19 protein-coding genes are annotated in these 21156 nt (G+C 42.6%); 4 read left to right on the forward strand and 15 right to left on the reverse strand.

Translation table 11 applies throughout. The annotated features are described in order from the left end of the window. Positions 1-17 precede the first annotated feature (17 nt). Both QZ918_RS12225 and cheB read right to left on the reverse strand, forming a co-directional pair. A complete protein-coding gene (locus tag QZ918_RS12225) occupies positions 18-1349 on the reverse strand; it encodes an adenylate/guanylate cyclase domain-containing protein (RefSeq protein ID WP_293335225.1) in 1332 nt (443 codons plus the stop codon). Between the two features lie 412 nt (positions 1350-1761). Next, entirely contained in the window at positions 1762-2781 is a 1020-nt protein-coding gene (cheB, locus tag QZ918_RS12230; protein ID WP_293149747.1) for a chemotaxis response regulator protein-glutamate methylesterase, read from the reverse strand. Between the two features lie 332 nt (positions 2782-3113). Between cheB and QZ918_RS12235 the strand changes: the two genes are divergently transcribed. After that, a complete protein-coding gene (locus QZ918_RS12235) occupies positions 3114-3236 on the forward strand; it encodes a hypothetical protein (protein WP_293335228.1) in 123 nt (40 codons plus the stop codon). Positions 3237-3247: 11 nt separating this feature from the next. On the opposite strand, the gene QZ918_RS12240 is transcribed toward QZ918_RS12235, so the two are convergent. The 7 genes from QZ918_RS12240 to QZ918_RS12270 form a co-directional block, all read right to left on the reverse strand. Further along, positions 3248-6253 carry a hybrid sensor histidine kinase/response regulator gene (locus tag QZ918_RS12240; protein ID WP_293335231.1) on the reverse strand — a complete coding sequence of 1002 codons (3006 nt, stop codon included), beginning with the start codon at positions 6251-6253 and terminating at the stop codon, positions 3248-3250. 415 nt (positions 6254-6668) lie between these two features. Beyond that, positions 6669-7337 (reverse strand): chemotaxis protein CheW, encoded by a 669-nt coding sequence (locus QZ918_RS12245; protein WP_293149751.1) that lies wholly within the window; start codon positions 7335-7337, stop codon positions 6669-6671. Positions 7338-7588: 251 nt separating this feature from the next. Beyond that, the gene (locus QZ918_RS12250; protein ID WP_293335234.1) at positions 7589-9181 is read right to left on the reverse strand and encodes a HAMP domain-containing methyl-accepting chemotaxis protein; all 1593 of its coding nucleotides are present in this window, start codon (positions 9179-9181) and stop codon (positions 7589-7591) included. Further along, the gene (locus tag QZ918_RS12255; protein ID WP_293335237.1) at positions 9174-10808 is read right to left on the reverse strand and encodes a methyl-accepting chemotaxis protein; all 1635 of its coding nucleotides are present in this window, start codon (positions 10806-10808) and stop codon (positions 9174-9176) included. Before QZ918_RS12255 ends, QZ918_RS12250 begins: the two co-directional genes overlap by 8 nt. A 92-nt stretch (positions 10809-10900) precedes the next feature. Continuing rightward, positions 10901-12655, reverse strand: coding sequence for a methyl-accepting chemotaxis protein (locus tag QZ918_RS12260; RefSeq protein ID WP_293335240.1), 1755 nt, complete (start codon positions 12653-12655; stop codon positions 10901-10903). A gap of 29 nt (positions 12656-12684) precedes the next feature. After that, positions 12685-14013, reverse strand: a complete 1329-nt coding sequence (locus QZ918_RS12265; RefSeq protein ID WP_293335243.1) for a CheR family methyltransferase — start codon at positions 14011-14013, stop codon at positions 12685-12687. A 308-nt stretch (positions 14014-14321) separates the two neighbouring features. After that, entirely contained in the window at positions 14322-14807 is a 486-nt protein-coding gene (locus tag QZ918_RS12270; RefSeq protein ID WP_293335246.1) for a chemotaxis protein CheW, read from the reverse strand. Between the two features lie 144 nt (positions 14808-14951). Here QZ918_RS12270 and QZ918_RS12275 point away from each other — a divergent pair, with 144 nt between their 5' ends. Further along, positions 14952-15296 carry a BON domain-containing protein gene (locus QZ918_RS12275; protein WP_293335249.1) on the forward strand — a complete coding sequence of 115 codons (345 nt, stop codon included), beginning with the start codon at positions 14952-14954 and terminating at the stop codon, positions 15294-15296. A gap of 290 nt (positions 15297-15586) precedes the next feature. Here QZ918_RS12275 and QZ918_RS12280 read toward each other — a convergent pair whose 3' ends face one another. Then, positions 15587-15769, reverse strand: coding sequence for a hypothetical protein (locus QZ918_RS12280; protein WP_293335252.1), 183 nt, complete (start codon positions 15767-15769; stop codon positions 15587-15589). An 88-nt stretch (positions 15770-15857) separates the two neighbouring features. Here QZ918_RS12280 and QZ918_RS12285 point away from each other — a divergent pair, with 88 nt between their 5' ends. Next, the gene (locus QZ918_RS12285; protein WP_293335255.1) at positions 15858-16229 is read left to right on the forward strand and encodes a DUF4278 domain-containing protein; all 372 of its coding nucleotides are present in this window, start codon (positions 15858-15860) and stop codon (positions 16227-16229) included. A gap of 151 nt (positions 16230-16380) precedes the next feature. Beyond that, positions 16381-17031 (forward strand): RNA ligase family protein, encoded by a 651-nt coding sequence (locus QZ918_RS12290; RefSeq protein ID WP_293335258.1) that lies wholly within the window; start codon positions 16381-16383, stop codon positions 17029-17031. 120 nt (positions 17032-17151) lie between these two features. Here QZ918_RS12290 and QZ918_RS12295 read toward each other — a convergent pair whose 3' ends face one another. The 5 genes from QZ918_RS12295 to QZ918_RS12315 form a co-directional block, all read right to left on the reverse strand. Then, positions 17152-17907 (reverse strand): hypothetical protein, encoded by a 756-nt coding sequence (locus QZ918_RS12295; protein WP_293335261.1) that lies wholly within the window; start codon positions 17905-17907, stop codon positions 17152-17154. A 1-nt stretch (position 17908) separates the two neighbouring features. Beyond that, positions 17909-19048 (reverse strand): AAA family ATPase, encoded by a 1140-nt coding sequence (locus QZ918_RS12300; RefSeq protein WP_293335264.1) that lies wholly within the window; start codon positions 19046-19048, stop codon positions 17909-17911. Between the two features lie 138 nt (positions 19049-19186). Further along, entirely contained in the window at positions 19187-20368 is a 1182-nt protein-coding gene (locus QZ918_RS12305; RefSeq protein ID WP_293335267.1) for an RtcB family protein, read from the reverse strand. 29 nt (positions 20369-20397) lie between these two features. After that, complete coding sequence (locus tag QZ918_RS12310) at positions 20398-20565, reverse strand: hypothetical protein (RefSeq protein WP_293335270.1); 168 nt, start codon at positions 20563-20565, stop codon at positions 20398-20400. A gap of 50 nt (positions 20566-20615) precedes the next feature. After that, positions 20616-21002, reverse strand: a complete 387-nt coding sequence (locus tag QZ918_RS12315) for a C6orf136 family protein (protein WP_293335273.1) — start codon at positions 21000-21002, stop codon at positions 20616-20618. Positions 21003-21156: the final 154 nt, after the last annotated feature.

The following is a 21156-nucleotide window of genomic DNA, read 5'->3' on the forward strand; positions in this document are numbered from 1 at the left end:
AGTCCTCACTACAAACATTAAAAATCAACTTCCAATCTTCCTTTTAATAAATAAGCAGCCATTTGGCCCTTACCTTTGATATTGATTAAACCGCGTTTTTCAAAATCATACTTGTCTTCTATAAGCAAATAAGTTGCGTCGGAAATCTGAATTCCGTCCGGGATACCGTGAGATTCCATGCGGGAAGCGGTATTTACCGTATCGCCCCACAAATCATAAATAAACTTTTTTGTCCCGATGATTCCGGCTACCACTGGGCCCGAATGAATGCCGATGCGGATGCTAATACTGAGGCCGAACTCTTCTCTGTATTTGACTATGGCTTCTTGCATATCGATCGCCATTTCCGCGATCGCATCTCCATGATCTGCTCTCGGATTTGGCAACCCCGCCACTACCATATAAGAGTCGCCAATTGTCTTAATTTTTTCTAAACCGTGTTTTTCGGCGAGATCGTCGAACTTGGAAAATATATCGTTGAGTAAATGTACTAATTTTTTGGGCGATATTGATGCCGACAACTGGGTGAAGCCAACAATATCCGCGAACATCACGCTAACTGCTGCGAATTCGTCGGCGATTACACCTTGTTCTTTTTTTAATCTTTCGGCGATCGCCTCTGGCAATATATTTAACAGCAACTCCTGGGATTTTTTTTGTTCTATCTCTAATTTGACTAGATAATCCTGCATGGTTTGATAGGCAAGATTCCTTTCCAGCAGGTGCATATAAGCTTTGGAGTGATAGCGAATTCTAGCAATCAGTTCGACTGGATTGGGCAGTTTTACTAAATAATCGTTAGCACCCAAGGAAAATGCTTGCGCTTTTAGTTCCGCTTCTTCTTTACTGGAGAGCACAATCATCGGAATGTCTCGCGTCAGCGAATTCCCTCGAAAAAAGCGCAGCAACTGCAATCCATCTATTTCTGGCATTACTAAATCTTGGAGGATGACTGTTGGCTTTACCTCTAATGCTTTCTTAATTGCTTGAGCTGGATCGTTACAGTAATAAAATTTAATGTCTTTTTCATTAGCAAGCATTCGGCGCACCGCTTCGCCGATCATTTCCTGATCGTCAATCAGTAAAACTGTAACAGTGTATTCGGTCAAGCTAGATATTTTTTTGCTTTCTGAATTTAAAGGTAAATTTAAGTCAATAGAGTGACGGCTTCTCTCCAATTTGAGGTTACTGAGAATGGCGCTATCTCTGGCGGTAACTGGGTTTTTCCCATTGTTTCCCCTATCCTCAAACTTCAACTTTACCACGTTGCAGTTGACTATTTGACTTTCTCGTTGATTTAGTGTACAACTGCGATCGAATTCAATAGCCTGAGAGTGAGTTAATTTCATAACTAGATCGGGCAACGGCCATTGTCTGGAGAGGATCGAAACTTTTACTTAAATATTTTCTAAGTGTCAATAGCGACCCGGTATTATTTAAGTACGCTTACCAGGTGATAATACCAGGTTGGTAAAGTCTTATCCGCTGATTTTTGTAAAATCTTTACACAGCCTAGCACGCTTGACATTGATTGCAAGGGCGACGATCGCTAATTGTTGGGTCAGCCGGCTGCTGCTTGCTAGCAGGTGCCCGGTAACCACAGCATTCCGTGAAATTACAGACTTCTGGCAAGATACACGCGCGATCGCGCTCCCAAAACATCACCCCAATAGATTGATTATGATCGCTGAGAGTCTGGCACGACCTCGGCCATTGTGCTCAACAACTTAAGCCTTATGGCCCAAACATCTCTAGTATTTTCTACACGAGATATTTCATGCAGGCTGGGGCGATCGCCTCGATCGGCAAAACCTGCACAGCCGCATTCAAATCAGCAGCAGCTTTCGGCATCCCGTAAACTACTGATGTAGCGCGGTCTTGGGCGATCGTGTGCCAGCCTGCCGATCGCAAAACTTTGAGCCCTTTAGCGCCGTCTTTGCCCATACCGGTTAACAGCACTGCCACCCCTTTGCCCGGCCAGTATTGAGCGACACTCTCAAAAAAAGTGTCCACTGAAGGGCGGTAAGGATATTCTAAAGGTTCTTTCGTATACTTAAGTGTTAAATTCGATTGTAATACTAAGTGGTCGTTAGTCGCGGCAATTATCACCTTACCGACTTCCAAAGGTCGATCGGCAACTGCGACACTCACCGACAACTTACTTTTTTGACTCAGCCAATCTGCCAAACCAGGAGCAAACTCAGCATCTACGTGTTGGACGATCGCCACAGCCGCCGATAAATTGGCAGGTAAAGCCGATAGCAGAGTTGCCAAAGCTTGGGGCCCGCCAGTCGAAGAGCCGATCGCCAGCAGCGGCGGAGTCAAGCATTTGGGAGTTGCGCTGTGAAATAAAGAAGTCGAGTTACTTTTGCCAATCAATCTAGCAACTTTAGAAATAGTTTTTAACAACTCCATACCGCCGCTTGGGGAATTGCCCATCAACCCCAAAATTGGCGTATTAATAGCATCCAGAGCTCCATATCCCATAGCTTCAAAAACCCTGCCCGCATTACCTGTCACCGAAGATGTCACTAGCAGAATCGCGCAGGGAGATTGCTTCATGATCAGGCGCGTCGCCTCAACACCATCCATCACCGGCATGATCAAATCCATCAAAATCACATCCGGTGTATTGCGGGCGCACTTTTCCACAGCTTCGGCCCCATCCGCCGCTATCCAAATAATTTCATACTCCGGTACCGTCACCAAAACTCGGCGCAAAGCTTCAGCAGCAATCAACGTGTCGTTGACGATCGCTATTTTCATGTTGAAATTGCTCATAGTTAATTAATTTTAGGTTGCGGGTAGTTGCCGGAGCCTACCGATTCATTTTTTTTGCCGAATTTTCTTTAAAATAAAACTTGTACTGTGCCGTCGATTTTAGATGTTAGATTTTAGATTTATTTCACAGATGAATCTGGGAGATTGAACTGCGATCTAAAATTTGCAGTGCTCTACGACGATTGTCGGGGGCTTGTATAAGTTTTTGGGCATTTGAACGGCAATATAGTTGCTCCAGTGCCGACCGCATTGCACCGGCTGACGCACCCTAACTATTTATACCACATTGGGGTTTAATTTTTAATTCTTATTTTTTTACCATAAAGAATTGGTTGAAAGCCTCTCCCCGATCGGGAGAAATTAAAATCAGACTATTGATTACCCCAATCCTCTTCCTTCTAGGTAGAGGTCGCTCTCAAACTGTCAACTGTCAACTGTCAACTGTCAACTGTTGAAGCTATTTTTTCTAAGCCTCACCGATTAAATCAACCACCGCATTTAACAGCGTATCGTCGTGAAAACTGCTTTTAGTTAAATAATAATCCGCTCCCACTTCCAATCCTCTGATTCTATCTTGCTCGCGGTCTTTGTAAGAAACAATAATTACCGGAATCGACTTTAGCGACGAATGATTTTTAATTTGACTGACCAGCTCGATCCCCGTCATGCGCGGCATATCAACATCGCTAATTACCAAATCAAACTGCCCGGTACGCAGAGCATTCCAACCATCCATACCATTAACAGCTATTTCAACCTCATATCCTTGATTTTCTAAAAGTTTGCGCTCTACTTCTCGAACAGTAATTGAATCATCTACTACCAAAACGCGCTTGCGAGTTGTTGATTCAGCAGTTTGTTCGGTTTTACTAACTTTCTGTAACAGACTTTCAGCCAGCAGTTTATCAGTCGATCGCACCAAATCTTCAACATCGACAATCAGCACCGGCGCACCGTCTTCCATAAAAGCAGCCGCGCTGATATCCGCTACCTTACCCAAACGCGGATCTAAAGGCCTGACAACTAAATCGCGTTCGCCCAGAAACTTATCCACAGCTAAACCATAACTGCTAGAGCGATCGCTCACAATGATCACCGGCAACAAATCCAACTTCTCGGATGGCGCAGCCAACTCCAACACCTGATAAGCTGTCACCAAACCAATGTTTTGGTTGTCAAGAGTAAAATACTGTCGGTTTTCGGCGATCGCAATATCAGCAGACTCAACCATCACAATGCGATCGATCCGAGTCAGCGGAAAAGCATAAGGTTCCCCCGAAATTTCCACCAACAGCGTCCGAATTACCGACAGAGTTAGCGGCAACTGCAAATGAAAACTCATACCTTTTTCCGGCACAGATGTCGCCCGGAGAATGCCACCAACCTCCTGCACCATACTTTGCACAATATCCAAACCAACACCGCGGCCCGAAATTTCCGTCACTTGACTAGCAGTAGAAAAACCAGGCAAAAACAGAAAATCCATCAATTCCGGTTCAGTCAATTTCGCAGCCATTTCCGCACTTACCATACCTTTCGTGACAATTTTTTGGCGGAGTTTTTCCGGTTCTATTCCTTTTCCATCATCCGAAACGGTAATTGATAGCATCCCGCCCCGATGTGCAGCTTCCAGTCGGATCGTACCTTCCGCCGATTTTCCCGCAGCCAAACGTGCGTCTGGGAGTTCAATACCGTGGTCAAGAGCGTTACGCAAAATGTGTGTTAGCGGTGCTTCTAATTTTTCTAAAATATCTCGATCTACCTGAGTAGATTTGCCAACAACTTCAAATTTCACTTGCTTACCCAACTGTCTCGCCAAATCTCTCAGCATTCGCCCAAAAGCTGAAACGCCGTCAGCAAACGGTCGCATATTGCTGGCAATAACTTCTCGGTACAAGCGATCGGACAAGTTGGCAGAACGGCGGGCAAACAGTTCTAGTTCGTTGAGGCGATCGGACAAAATATGGCGGCAATCATTAGCTTTTTTGCGAGCACTGCTGAGATAATCTTCCGATCGCTGATCCAGAACAGAATCGCTTAAAGATTCCTGCAATTTCTCCAATAAATTATAAAGTTGTCCTTGGTTTTTTCTAAGTTTTAATAATGAATCAGCAAACGGTTGCAGCCATTTTGCTTCTACTAAAGATTCGCCCGCCAAACCCATAATCCGGTTTAAATTTTCCGCATTTACTCGCACTACGCGGTCAGCGGTTTTAGGCTTTTGAGCGTTTTCCCTGAGATTTGAAGGTGCAGGTTTGGCGCTAACAATTTTAGTCGGTCGTTGCTCTACAGCTACTGCTGTAGAATTGGCAGCAGGGGAAATTCGATCGCTATTTTTTGTGCGTTGGGAAGCATTATCTTGAGGTTTTGGTTGTGGTGTCGGGGTTGTTTGGATACTCGTTACTTCGGCAGATTTTTGTGAAACAACTGCCGCAGTTGTTGCCGATTGTTTAGTTGTTAATAATTCAAAAATCTTACTTATATCTGCGACAATATTATCTATTCCTGCCTCTTTTTCTGCCAGCCAAGATTCGATTTCCACTGCCGGAATTTCCTGCATATTTACCAGAATATTTACTCCAGCGAGCAGGGTGTCAATTTGACTGGGATTTAAGCTAGATTTGTGCTTCTGAAGTGCCACAAATGTATCTTCTATCGCCTTCGCAAGTTTAACAACTTCATGGAACTGAACTATTCTGCCAGCACCTTTTATTAAATGAGCGGATTTAACAAGGGAGTCTAAGTCTAAATATTCATTGGGGTCATTTTTGAGCGAGAGTAAAGTTTGGTTTAATAGTATTGATTGTGCTTCTACTTCTGTGGCAAATAAAGCTAACATCGATAAATCAGTTTTAAGCAGCCGAGTTTCTGGACTTTCAACCTGTGGCAAATCGGGCAATATTTCATGAGTAATATCAGAATTGAATTGTACGTGGTCTGTTATTTCTGCGGTAAAATCAACAGGTAATTGCGGCTCCCATTCCGGCAGAATTTCTGTTTCAACAATGGTCTCTTGTTCTATTGTTTCTGCTTCATCTGGGCTGCCCAAATCTAATTGTTCGTTATTGATAATTGCTAAGATGGCAGTTTCTAAGGTTTCAATTTGCGATCGATTAACCGGGAACCAATTTTCGATCTCGGTTTCCGGAATCTGGCTGATTTGGGCCAAAAGGTCGATCGCCCGCAGCATCACATCAATCTTATCAGGTGAGTCTAGGGCGATCGAGCCAGCCTGCGCCGCCACAAAGCAATCCTCCATCATGTGAGCGATTCGCACCGCAGCATCTAGTCCCACAATCCGCGCCGCGCCCTTGAGCGAGTGGGCCGCCCGCATCAAAGATTCCAGTTCAGCAGGAGAATTCGGGTTATTTTCCAATACCAAAATGTTCTCATTTAATACTGCTACTTGAGTGTCCGCCTCCATGCGAAATAAATCCATCATGGAGAAATTGCTCATATCTTGGTTTGCCATTTTTTATTAATCCTTAATAAGTGATATGAATTCCGGTTGCACCGTCAGGTGATTGTTAACTGTTGACTGTTAACTGTTGACTGTTGACTGTTGACTGTTGACTGTGGGACTCTTAATCGGAAAAATGATGGTGATTGGCTCTTCACTGTTGACTCGATTTATAATTTTGATGCTACCAGATTTGATATAAGACGGAAGTTCGGCAACAGATTGTGTAAATGATTTAACGGATGAATGTTGAAGGAAGATAGAAACAAGCTTTTCTGCTCGTTCTCCAAGCTGATAAACGCAGATAAACGATAATTAATCTTTTTTATACTGCAAGCAGTTATTTTTTTTTACAATGCCCAATGCCCAATCCCTCCGCTACGCTCCGCCCAATCCCTCCGCTACGCTCCGCCCAATGCCCAATTTATCAGATAATCTTCTTATTCAACGTATAAAACAGCAAATCATCATCCAGATAACAAACACTTTGCCCCTGCCAACTGATAATCCCTTTAGTATAAGTTTCTGGCACTTTAGAAACAGTAGATGGAACATTTCTGATTTGTTCCGGGAGAATGCGGTGAATGCCGTAAATTTCATCCACCCCAAACACCCAGCGACTGCCTTCTCTCTCAATAACTACCATCCTTTCGTAAACAACAGGACTAATATTTTGTCGGCTAGCATCTGCTGCTTCCAATCCCAAAAGTGCTTTTAGCGAAATGCACAACTGGATTTCGCCGCGAATATTCACCAAGCCAATAAGTATATTATTGCTGCGGTGTGGCAAAGTGTGGATAACAGAGATCTGCGTCACTTCCTTAAACAGCGCCGCCGGTAAAGCCAACCATTCGCCGTTAAGCCTAAAAATACCTACAGATATAGTACCCGCAGCCGTGACGGCGTTAGTTACTCCTTGACTCGATCGCAATAAATTAGTCCACTCTTCCAGATATCCAGTCGGTAATTGCTGTTCCAGCAAACTCCGGCCCGCGTCGGAATAGACGGGACAGTTGCGGCAGTGAATAAATGTTTTTAATTGAGGACAAGTCCGATCGCCCCCAACTCCGATCCGATTCCAGCAATCATCAGTCATTCGATTTTAGATTTTAGATTTTAGATTTTAGATTTTAGTTTGTAGGGTGTGCACCACGCACCAGTTGATTTAACTAACCGTAGGGTGGCCAGCGGGGGGAAATGCTTAGTTTTGCGATCGCATTCAGGCTTCGACCGCACCCTACAATAACTATTGTACAAAAAAATAGATTTTAGACTGAGCCTTGCTACACCTTTTATTCTTCTAAAAAACCGACTCGGGCCGCCGACTCCCTCTTTACTTTAAAAAGGCTACTTTAAAAACGCTAGCATTTCGTGGCGTAAACCGAGTGTAGCATCATTAACTTGCCCGATCGCCCCATTGATATCCCGGAGCGCCGACGCAGTTTGCGAAGAAGCCTCACTCAACTGCACCATCGCCTCGCTAATTTGCACAGCACCCTGAGACTGTGCATCCATCCCCTCATTCACCTCTTCAAAACGCGGAGTCAAAGCTTCCACCCGCTGGATAATCGACTCCAACTGCAAACTAATAGTTTGCACATCTTCCACCCCCCGGCGCACCTCATTAGTAAACTTATCCATTTCCATCACGCCAACACCCACCGCAGACTGCATTTCTTTAACCATATTTTCAATATCCAAAGTAGCCACCGCCGTTTGATCTGCCAGTCGGCGAATTTCCCTAGCCACCACCGCAAAACCCAACCCGTACTCTCCCGCTTTTTCCGCTTCAATAGCCGCGTTGAGCGAAAGCAAATTAGTTTGATCTGCCACCTTCGTAATCGTCGTGATAATACTGTTAATATTATTAGCTTTTTCGCTAATAACTCCCAATTTACCCGAGATCGCACTGGTAGAATCTGCTAATTTATTCATCGTGGATTCCATGCGACCAATTTCTTGTTTACCGCCGCCGGCAGATTGAGCAGCTTGGTGGGACATCTCCGAAACTTCATCCATTGTCCTCGCCAGTTGCATAGCAGTAGCAGCAATTTCTTTAGCCGTGGCTACTACTTCATTAGTTGAGGCAACTTGTTCATTCATCGTCGCTTCCAATTCCTTGCCAGAAGCAGCAATTTGGTTCGTAGAGCCGCTAATTCTGAGACCCGACAGATCTATTTGATTTTCCAGAGTTTGGGATACCGCGCTCGTGAGAAATAGTCCAAACAGTCCCGCCGTTAGCGGCCCGAGAATCATCCCCAAAATTACCCAGAATGTGGTTTGATTAATATCGTTTTTGGACTGCTGTTTAGCTAGTTGTGCATTAGTTTCATTGATTTTTATGTCTTGCAAAATTAAATTAGTAGCAGATTCAAACGAGGCGCGGTTCGCTTTGGCGCGATCGCTCAATTGATTGTAAAACGCCCCAGCCCTCCTAGCAGCCTCGATATCGGGCGACTTAGTATTCCCTTGACCAATCAGTTCGATCTGCCTTTTAAATGGGTTGAGAATTCCCAAACTCTCAAATTTTTTATTTAAATCTAAAAAAGCTTCGTGATTTTTCTTCCAGATATCCCATTTAGCCTGCAAGTCTTTGTATACCTTATCTTCTTCCGCAGTTCTGGATGTGGTTTCATACTCTTTAAAACCCTCATTAATCTGCTCCCAAGCTTGCTGAATTCTCGTCAACTCACTTCTCCTTTCCTCTGGGCTAAGTTCCAGATCCAGTAAGGCCCGTTCCGACGACTCAATTTGCGTTTGTCCTTCATTAATTTTCCACAATCCACTAACGCTCGGCAGGCTATTATTAGCTAGCGTATCAATATGTCGGGCGAGCCGAGAATTGCCGCTCCAGCCGACAAAAGCCACTACTAAAACAATCACAGCTAGAAAAATAAATGCAGCATTTAAGCGCTTTTTGAAACTGATATTTTTAAACATTTTCTACATCCTTATTGCTTACTTTAAACCGAGAAATTTCTTGACGCAAACCTTGAGATGCCTCATTTAATTGAGAGATAGCACCGTTAATTTCGCGCAATGCGCCCGCCGTTTGCGACGACGATTGACTCAGATACACCATCACCTCGCTAATTTGCTGAGCGCCTTCCGATTGAGCCTCCATACTCTGATTTACCACTGAAAAACGCGGAGTGATAGCCTGCACCTGCTCGATAATTTCAGTCAGTTGCCAGCTCACACTTTCCACATCCTCAACGCTATCATTTACTTCTTCAGTAAACTTGTTCATTTCCGTCACCCCAGTAGAAACTGCTGCCTGCATTTCTTTAACCATTTTTTCAATATCTAAAGTAGCAACAGCAGTTTGATCTGCTAAACGCCGAATTTCTCTAGCAACTACAGCAAAACCCATACCATATTTTCCCGCTTTTTCTGCTTCTATGGCAGCATTCAAAGAAAGTAAATTAGTTTGGTCAGCTACCTTGGTTATTGTAATAATAATTCGACTAATATTATTAGCTTTTTCGCTGATGTTGCTAAGTTGGCTAGAAATAGAAGTTGTGGCGGTTGATAATTCCCGCATGGTATTTTCCATGTGGCTTAAGTTCCGCTGACCGCCCTCTGCTGCTATTGTGGTAGTTTGGAATGTAGAAGTAATTCCCTGCATTGCTTGCTTCAGTTGTCGAGAAGTAGCAGCTATCTCTTTTGTAGTAGCTTCCACCTCTCTAATCGAAGCTGCTTGTTTGGCGATTACTTCCTCCAAGTCCTTGCCAGAGGCGGCAATTTCATGAGAGGAAGCAGTTACTTGAAAGCCAGAATTTTGTACTTGCCCGATCAAGGAATTGAGGCTTTGAGTCATGCTTTGGAATCCGGCGAGTAGTTTGCCAACTTCTCCCTGATAATTTGCTGAAATATTGGCAGTTAAATTACCAGCAGATACTTCTTCTGCAACTTTTACTGCTATTCCCAAGGATTGCGCGATATTCCGGATAATTACCCAAGAAATTAACACCCCAACTCCCACAATAATCAAAGTGCTCGCCCCAGCAAAATAAGTTGAAAAAATCTCAGCTTCCTGGGCGACTTTCTTTCTTTCATCCAAAAATTGATTTTCAGTTTCCTTTATTTCTGTAATTTTCCCCCTTAGCTTCGCCATAATTTCTAGTCCTGTTCCAGCACTTACTATTTGTTTTACCTGCTGTTCTTGACCAGATTTGCGGAGTTGAATAGTTTTTTCTAAATAATCGATTCTTTCTCTAATCAGGGTTTGCAATTGGCCGAGTTTTTCTTGTTGTGTGGGATTTTTCATCTTCTCTCTCAACTCTGCTAGTTGCACGTTAATGCTTGCATTTGCTTCATTGTATGGCTCTAAAAAATTCTCTTTTCCCGTGTACAGATAGCCGCGCTGACCAGTCTCAGCTTCCAGCAAAAGCATATCTAACTGTGCCAATTCTTGCAAAATCTTATGGCTCGAAGTAACGTTATCTAAAGATTTAACTAAGGTATTTTTAGTGTGTTGTGCTACAAGATTCCCTATAAGTATTAAGGTAAATATTGTGCCAAATCCCCTCCACAAAATTTGTTGAATAGTTGAATTTTTCTGCACTTAATTTACCTCTTTTTTGTCTGCTACAAATAATGAATAAAATTTGATATTTTAGAGTTTAGATACTGACGAATATTGGGTGTGAGTAACTATCAATTGACTTTGAATCGCGAAATTTCGTGGCGCATCCCCTGGGCTGCTTCGTTCAAAAGGCCGATCGCACTATTGATTTCCCGCAAAGCATCAGCAGTTTGCAGGGAAGTTTCGGCCAACTGCGCCATAGTTTCGCTAATTTGCTGAGCTCCTTCCGATTGAGCTTCCATGCCTCTATTTACCGAATCGAAGCGGGGAGTGAGAGATTGTACTTGCTGAATAATTTCGGCTAATTGCACGCCGATGTTGCGAATATCTTCCATCCCCTTGCTGACTTCATGGGAGAATTTATCCATTTCCATCACCCCAGTAGAAACGGCTGACTGCATTTCTTTAACCATATTTTCAATATCTAATGTGGCAACGGCTGTTTGGTCGGCCAGGCGGCGAATTTCGCGGGCGACGACGGCAAAACCCATGCCGTATTCTCCGGCTTTTTCGGCTTCGATCGCTGCATTTAGGGAAAGTAAATTAGTTTGATCTGCTACTTTGGTGATCGTGGTAACAATGCTGTTGATATTGTTGGCTTTTTCGCTAATAATTCCCAGTTTGCTAGAGATAGAAATGGTGGCATTTCCCAACACTTTCATGGTATTTTCCATGCGAACTAACTCTTTTTGACCTGTGCTAGCTTCGCGGGCGGTTGACTCTGCCATGTGGGAAACTTCATCCATCGTTTTTACGAGTTTACCGCTGGTGGCTGCGATTTCTTTGGCAGTAGCTACAACTTCGTTGGTGGATGCTGCTTGTTCGTTGACTGTGGCTTCTAATTGTTTGCCAGAAGCGGCTATTTGGGTGGCTGATGAAGTGATTTGTATGCCCGATTTTTGCACTTGTTTGATTAATCCGGCCAAACCGCGATTCATGCTGCGGAAGGAGTTCTCCAATTTGCTAATTTCGTCTTTGGTGTCGCTGACATGAACTTCTGCTGTTAAATCGCCGATCGACATTTTCTCTGCTACATCCACCACTCCGGCAATTTTAGCCCCTAACGGTTTGGCGATCGTATTGCTAAAGTACAGTCCAAACAGTACGGCCGTTAAAGGGCCCAGCAGCGTGCCTAAAATCACCCATAACCGAGTTTGACTGATATCTTCGGTGGCAGCTTTGGCTGAGTCTGCTGCTAATTGGCGATCGTAGTTCAGGAGTTCCAGCATTCCCTCTGTCGCAGCTTGAAATGTAGTTACTTTCTCATTCAAAGCTTTGTCGTTCATTCTGTTAAGCACCTCAACTGCTGATGCAGCAGTTGCTAGTTGAGGTGATTTAGTTTTACCCTGTTTGAGCAAATCAATTTGGATTTGCCGGGGGTTGACAATGCCTATTCTTTCATATTCTTTATTGAGTTCTTGGAATTCTTTGTGAGCCTCAGCCCACTTTTGCCACAGCGGTTTAAATTGTTGATAAAGTTTGTCTTCTTCCTCGTTGCGCCCAAGTTTATCGTACTCTTGAAAACCTTGATTTATCTGATTCCAAGCATTATTTATTCTCGCAATTTCTCGGCGTCTTTGGTCAAAATTGATTGCTTCGTTGAGCAGCATCCGATCGGAAGACTGCACCTGTGTTTGTCCTTCGTTGATTTTCCACAAAGCGACGGTGCTGGGATAAGCATCGTTGGCGATCGACTTCAGGTGCCCGGATAGCCGAAAATTGCCGCTGGCGCCGACTAAAGCTACAACAAGCACGATCGCCCCCATGAACACAAACGCAGCGATCATGCGTCTTTGCAAAGTCATATGCTTAAAAATATTGTCCATAATTCCGTTCTCAGTTATTACTTATTAGGCTATTTTTCCATTCGCTGAATGCGCCGGCGGACGATCGCAGCACCGGCAATATCTCCTCGCTCTTCTTTGAGCAAAGCTAGGTGAATTAGTCCTTCATAGTGATCCGGCTTCAGGTAAGTTGCTTTTTGGAAAGATTGCTCAGCTTGTTGGCGATCGCCCCTGGCTTGGTAAACTTGCCCCAATAAGACGTAAGCGTCAGCATTCGTGGGATTTTGACTGAGGTAAGTTTCGCACAGTTTGGCCGCTTCTTGCAATTGTCCGCGATCGGCCAAACGTCGCGCTGCGTCTAAATCCGCACTCGCAGACTTAGCAGGATCTGGTGTAAGTGCGATCGCCCGAATTGGCAAAATCCCCGAATTCTCCTTCTCTCTCGGATATTTTTGATGGGAAGTAGAGGATTTATTGTTAATACTTGGCAACTTTTCACTGCGAACATTTTCCCTATTTTCCGCGTGTTTAAACTCCCGAACTATCCGCGAATAACTGATATTAGTCTGCTCTTTTTTGACCTGGACTTGCGGGCTGTCTGGAATATCTGTTTTGCGGTAAGCAAATGCTAGGGAATGACGCACCGAGACAAATTGAGTAGGCAATTTTTGCCCGCTTTCTGAGTGACCCAAAAATAATATGCCTGTTTTTTTTAACAATCGATTTAACAGTTGAATGGTTTGATTTCTGCCTTCTTTATCAAAGTAAATTAATACGTTGCGACAAAAAATTGCATCGTAAGGAAGTTGGTTAGATAAAAAATAGCTATCTAGAATATTACCCTGAATAAAATTAACTTTCCTTCTCACCGAATCGTTCAACTGATAAAGGTTTCCCGGCAGCGAAGTAAAATAGCGATCGCGAAAGTCTAAGTTTTTGTCACGGAAAGAGTTTCTGCCGTAAACTGCGCGCTGGGCTTTTTTGAGAGCAACTTTGCTGATGTCTGCCGCATCGATGCTGAAGTTGAGCGGATTTAAACCAGCGTCTAGTAGGGCGATCGCGATCGAGTAAGGTTCCTCCCCCGTCGAACAAGGAAGGCTCAACACGCGCAGGGTTTCGCCGGGATTTTGTGGCAACCATTCCGAAAGCGCGTAGCGACTCAAAAAAACAAAAGGTTCGCGATCGCGAAAAAACCAAGTTTCCGGTATCACGACAGCTTCGATTAATTCTTCCAATTCTGGAGGAGATGTTTGCAATTTTGTCAAATAAATACTGATATCCGTTAAACCGCAATCTTCCATCCGACGGTTAACGGCTCTAGTAATTGTATTAGACCCAATAGTCAGGGCATCTAAACCAATTTTTTGTCTGAGTAGAGCTTCAATTGCTACTTGTGTCATTGATTTTAGCTCCTATGACAGTTGATAGTTAACAGTTGACAGTTGATAGTTGACAGTTGACAGTTGACAGTTGACAGTTGACAGTTGACAGTTAACAGTTGACACTTACCTTTCGCTAATGCGTTAATATCGTAGTTATCAACTTTCGGACGTACTCACCATTACCAATTACCAATTACCAATTACCAATTACCAATTACCAATTACCCATTGCCAATTAATTACCCATTGCCAATGACCAATGACCAATGACTAATAACCAATGACTAATGACCAATGACCAATGACCAATGACCAATGACTAAATCTCACTCCTCTTGCTGGGGAAGCAGATAAGTTTTTTGGGATTCAGGCAGCAGATGTTCTACCCTGACAAATTGAATCATACCGCGATCGTCTGCAATCATTTCTCCCAAATAAGGAGTGCTGTCAATCTTAATGCCGGGACTAACAAATTCGGTTTCTGGTTTGTCGAGAGTTTCTGTCACCCGTTCCGCCATCAGCCCTAAAATTAGGGGGCCGTGCAAACTGTCGTTGTTCCCGCCAGAAGTATCGGGAAACTGGCAATTGACTAAGACAATGCGCGTGCTCAAGTAAGCGCGGGCGGCCGTCCCCTGTATCATTTGGCACAAATCAATGACCGGGACGAGATGTCCCCGGTAGTTAAACAAGCCGGGAATGTATTCCGGCGCGTTGTGGAGTTTTTTCAAGGTGACAGTGGGAACTACTTCGACGACGCGCCTGCTATCCAAGGCATAGCGATCGTCCCCGACATAAAAAAGTAACATCAACATAGGGATACCGTTAGAGATTTTAGATTCTGAAAGTCCGTAGAAAAAGCATTTTCAGAAATTTCGCTTAGTTTTGCAACAATTACGACTCTTTTGGAATTCTAGAGCTATCTTAGACAAAGTGTATTTTCTGGAGACTCAACTTCTATGGGTTGGTTTAAAAGACTGTTTGGACTGGAAAAGCCTGAAGAGCAGGCTCAACCAATGGCAGAAGTAGTACAGCAAGCTGCCGAAGCACAATCCATTGCTCCTGCTAAGGTTGGCCCAGACGGAAATTTTGACGAAAGCGGCCTGGCGAAGCGGGTGGCCTTGGCTTTTGACGGCGATTCAGAAGTTGCTGATATCGATACTGTTTGGGTTGCTCAGCTCAGCGGCACGGTTGTTCTCAAGGGTCAAGTTCCCAGTCAGGAAGTTCTTGACAAGTTGGTGGCCATTGCTTCTGCTGAAGAGGGCGCCACAGGCGTGCAAACCGATGAAGTGACAGTCGGGTAGTTCTTCGGATCTCGATCCGTTGTACTCAGAGTACGATCGAATTAGTCAAAGCTCGATTAAACCCGCTGTGGCGGGTTTTTTCCTGCGTTTTTACCCTCAAAATATTAATTTTTGTAAATGAACGCATTTTAATTAAAAAACAGTATAATTGAATACAGAAACTTAAATAGTTTTAGCTGCCACAAGCAAGCGTGACCCGATCGGGCCCAAAAGCAAGTACCGTGCCACGTAGACTCGTGAAAGTCGATCGCCAAATTTTAGACCAAAGTCCGAGGTACCAGATTCATCTTTCAACAGTTGACAGTTGACAGTTGACAGTTGACAGTTGACAGTTGACAGTTGACAGTTGACAGTTGACAGTTGACAGTTGACAGTTGACAGTTACCTCTACCTCTACCTCTACCTAGAAGGAAGAGGATTGGAGTAATGAATAGTCTGATTTTAATTTCTCCCTCAAAGAGAGAGGCTTTCAACCAATTCTTTACTGGTAAAGTAAATCTAAAATCTAAAATCTAAAATCGACTGACGACCGTTTTTATCTCAATATAAGGATCGAAAAATATGAAACTCACTTATCGCGGTGCCAACTACGAGTACGACATTCCGACAGTAGATATGATCGAAGGGGAAGTCGCAGGCAAATATCGGGGTCAAGACTGGAACTATCGGTATCCGAGACACCTGGCTGTCCCCAAAAAATACGGCGGTATCAACTCTACCACAAAGCGAAATTTTCAAGCCCAGCAGCAGGTCACAACAGTTGGCGCAGCTTGCGCGGCGGTTGAATCTGCACCAACTGCTGCGGATTTGGCGCAAGTTCACCGATCGCATATTTGCAGTATTCTCGATCGACGGAAACAAATAGCCGCAGCTAAAGGCGATGAAAGATTGCTGCGCTTGCTAGAAAGAGAGTGGCAGCAAATGGCCTGTTAGGAAATAGTTTGGGAAAATTACCAGACAAAAAATAGGTTTGTAGTGAGGACTTCAGTCCGCATAAATCAAAAAACTCGCATTCCTCACTACAAAAATCTCCATCGCACATAAGCAACTATCTTAAATTCAGCATCAAAAGCAAGTCAAGAAAGTGACAAAAATCCAACTTGCCTATCCCAAAATTCCCGACAGCAAAAATGCTCCGTTAGATAAGTGCACAGCCTTTGAAAAGTACGATGGCACCAATCTGCATTGGGTTTGGGAAGAGCAACTTGGGTGGTATGCGTTTGGAACGCGTCGCGATCAATTCGTTTTCGACGATCTCGGAATTGCAGAATTTAATGAAGCACATCCGGGTTTGGAGGAAGCGCCGCAGATTTTCGTCAGGGACTTCGCGAAATCTCTGGAAGCTGTATTTCAGGCGAACCCAGAATATCACAGCCCAGAGATCGCGGTATTTACAGAGTTTTTTGGTGCTAGCTCATTTGCAGGAATGCACAAACAGGATGAACCCAAAAATTTGGTGCTGTTAGACGTGGAGTGCGATCGAGGTATTGTCGAACCAGAGCAATTCGTTCGAGATTTCTCTTCATTGAACATTGCCAGAGTTGTGTATCGCGGAAAGTTGACAGGCAAATTTATCGATGAAGTCCGTCAAGGAAAATACGGTGTAGCCGAAGGAGTTGTGTGTAAAGGAAAGGATAAGGCTAACAACGTATGGATGGTCAAAATAAAAACTCTGGCTTACATGAAAAAACTGCAACAAGCATTTAAAAACGATTGGGAAACATATTGGGAGTGATATTATGTTCGTAGTGAGGACTTTAGTCCGCATTTTGCCAAAATCTGGAATAAAAGACTAAAGTCTTTACTACAAACCTTCAAGAAAAAACTAAAATCCTTAATATAAATAGATAATGTATTATTTATTTAATTGCCCCTTGATTTTTAAACAAAAATTTATAAAATATTGAAAATTCAGTAAATGATCTGAATTTGCCTCAACTCTTGCCATCAGTTGTTTAAGATAATATTCTTCTTGCACTTCTCTTGGTCTAGGTTTACTATAAGAAAAATGCGTTTTTGAAGCCAAACTACGTTCTTTGAAAATTTCTCTAAGATAACCTTCATGAAACAGAGCTTTTGTTTTATATCCAAAAATATCCTTTGTATTTTCCCCATCTTGAACAAATTCACTCGCTAAATCTTCAGGATTATCTTGACTGACATCAAAATATTTAATATATTGCTTCAAAATTTCATTATGTTGTGGATTTCTCACAAAAAATTTTCGATTTCCTAAAAACCAAGTTTCCAGACAAACTTTCTGCACAATAACTTCAAGTTGACAATTTACGGGTAGAGATTGAAAAGGTTTATCTTTTAATTCCGACTTAATTTGCTCATCAGCTTCCGCTTGTTTCTCCAAAACTGTAAAACGATCGGCGTCTGTGAATAAAACCAAGTAATTATATTGAGGAAATAGGTTTATTTCTTGGATAGCATTAGCAGTAACTCTATAGCAACTGGGAACGCCCATATCACTTTCGTAATAATAATTATTCTGAATTACCGCATCAAAACTATCCACTTCCGTCAACTCTGGAAGCAGCACAGATAACCACTTTTTATAAACAATCGGTTCTGTCTTTCCTTCAAATACAAAATATAAATTCATACTACGATTGTTTTTCGAGAATTTTGTTTAACTGAATAAATGCGTCTTGTTTAGATTTACCTAGATGATAATCCGAGGCATTACAGGTTCTAATGTGTCCGCCTTGTCGGGTAACAATTTTCCAATATTCATAGGGAATATTATTTATAATATAAGGGTGATGACTTGTGGCAATAAATTGCAAGGTTTTATTTTCATGAATCAGGTCATCAGTTAAGATATCAATACAATTAATTCCTAAACTATTCTCAAATTCATCAATCAATATTACCGAACCTTCATTTGACAGAAAAATTTCGGCAATATGAATCATTGTACGCAACATCCCCGAAGACATACTATCGTCTCTAATCCATTTTGGTACAGATTTATCTTTAATATAAATACGAGGCTGAAATTGATCGGCAATTTCTTTGGACAATTGATCGCTGTTAAAAGGCTCTACTTTTAAATCTTCAATTTGTTGAAAAATATCAATGAATTTTGACTTGATTGTTTCAAAAATATCTAACTTCTTTTCATAGGCAAGATATAGCTTAGTTCTAATATCCTCATCACTATTGACTATGCTATCTAAGGTGTTGTATTTATTTTTGAGCGAGTCCAAAGATTGGTTTGAGTTTCTCAGACGCCTACCACCTATAGTATGATCTCGATATTCTATTTTATTTATAGCATCAAAGGCTTCTTCGATCAAAGCTTCTTCTTTCAAGATATATATCATTGATTGATATGAAGAAAGTCTAGGCATTTGGATATTATTGAATAATATCGATTCTTTATTGCGCTCAATTAAAACCTGATTATTTGATGTCAATTTTTCATAAATCAATGATGACTGTTCTCGATCGTCTTGTTTTTCTTGAATATCATCAAAACTTAGTTCATTTGTTTCAACAGTATTAAAACCACCTTCCCAAATGAATTCAGTACCATTTACAGTAGAAAATATGATTTTCCATTCCAATCCATTGATAGCTTTTCCATTGGCTATACGTTTTAAATCGATAATTCCACATAGGATTTGGGTTTTGCCTGCACCTGATATGCCAACTAAAAGAGTTAAATTTGATGAAAATTTGATTTCATCAAAATCCCAACCCAAAAAATGATTTTTTAATTGGAGTGAAATAATTTTCATAAGTTAATTGTTTTTGTTCAAATTGCTAAAAATATTTAAATTGTTGCAGTTGAGCAATATTGTAGCATGGAAGAAAGAGGAGACGATCGCAAAACTTCAACCCTACAATAGGCTGAAAATCTCTCCCCACTTCCCCCATCACCCCTTGACGCAAACCACCTGCTTCAGAGTCGCCACAACCTCCACCAAATCCGACTGCTGACTCATCACCTCCTCAATCGGCTTATAAGCCCCCGGAATTTCATCTAAAAATTCCTCATTTTTCCGACACTCAACCCCATCAGTTTGCCGCACAAAATCATCCAGAGTAAATACATTCTTCGCTTTAGTGCGAGACATCAAGCGGCCAGCACCGTGACTGCAACTACAGTAACTTTCCACATTTCCCTTACCTTTAACAATAAAAGATTTCGCCCCCATCGAACCCGGAATAATCCCCAAATCGTCAACTTTCGCGCGCACAGCACCCTTGCGAGTCACATACACATCTTCGCCAAAATGTACTTCTTTTTCGGCGTAATTGTGGTGGCAATTCACCTGTAAAAGTGGCTTCGTAACTTTGCCACCAGCGAGATGCTTTTCCACAATTTTCTTAAACCGATTCATCATGATATCGCGATTAAAACTCGCATAATCCTGCGCCCACTGCAAATCGTGCCAATAAGCAGCAAACTCCGGCGTACCCGCTACAAAATAAGCTAAATCTTTGTCAGCCAAACTAATTTCTGCCAGTTTAGCTAAATCTTTAGCAGTGTCGATGTGGTGTTGGGCTAGCAGATTGCCGATACCGCGCGAACCAGAGTGCAGCATCAGCCAAACCGAGTTTTCCGTATCAACGCAAACCTCGATAAAATGATTGCCGCCGCCTAGAGAACCTAACTGTTTTAAAGCTTTATTATCTTGGCGCTGCACTCCTTGATGCAGTTCCTTGAAATCGCCCCATCTTTGCCAGTTGGTGACCGATTTTTCGACTTCTTTGTTTTCGGCAAATCCGACGGGAATTGCTGCTTCGATATCGAGGCGAATTTGTTTGAGTTTTCCTTCTAATTTGTTGGCGTTGAATGGCATTTTTACGGCCATCATCCCGCAACCAATATCCACCCCCACAGCAGCAGGAATAATTGCTTCTTTTGTGGCAATTACTGAACCGACTAAAGCTCCTTTTCCTAAATGTACGTCGGGCATTAATGCGACGTGTTTGAATACAAAGGGCAAAGATGCTACATTTGTTGCCATCTTGGTCTCTTGGTCGCCCAGGGCGTGATTTGCCCAGGATAATACTGGTTTTGGGGTGGATATTTCTAATTTTTCGTAGGGCATTTTTGTTTAAATATATTTAACTTGAGCCATTATGTAGTATATTTGTAGCATAAATGTCTGCTAACGTCAATAGCCCGATCGCCCAAAACGCCGTTTTCAACCAAAAAACTTAGTTCAAACCTCGAATATCCGTTAAAAAGTGCGATCGCAGGCAGAAAGTTTGTAGTGAGGACTTCAGTCCTCCAAAAGAGCGCCATACAAGCTCAACCCGATCGCAGTGCACGCGCTACAGGCTAATGAAAAGCGGTTATTTGTCGATCGCAAATACCAGTTGTTTGAGCACATCTAACCGCGAACAGTTCCAGTAATCGATGTGGGAAACGATTAAACCGTCACTGTTAACCTTCAGTTCGCTCCTGCCGCTAATTGCCATTTTCGGTTTCCAAGGTAACGGCGCCATCCAGCTAAGAGTCCAGCGACTGTTTATAGTATCTCCCGACTGAGAAATCTCGTGCAAGTCGAGTTTAATCTGTTGAAAAAAAGTCCCCATAAACCCGATCATTTTTCGGTAGCGATCGACTCCAGTAAATCGATTCACTGGGTCTTCAAAATAAACATCTTTTGCGTAAATGTTGTAAGTCTGATTTTCAGGAAATCTTTGATAATCGTCTTTGAGAATTTCCAGAATATTCATTATTATTAATCATACGCCTTAAATCACTATAATATCATCATACCAAAAAATAGGGTTTCCCATCCGGGCATCCCAGGATTCCCCAAGTTTTTAGAACAGGGTATAAATTCCCGTCTTAAAAACCTTGTCCTCAACTGTCAACTGTGAATTGTCA

It is taken from the genome of Microcoleus sp. CAWBG58, assembly GCF_020883045.1.
Classification (GTDB): domain Bacteria; phylum Cyanobacteriota; class Cyanobacteriia; order Cyanobacteriales; family Microcoleaceae; genus Microcoleus.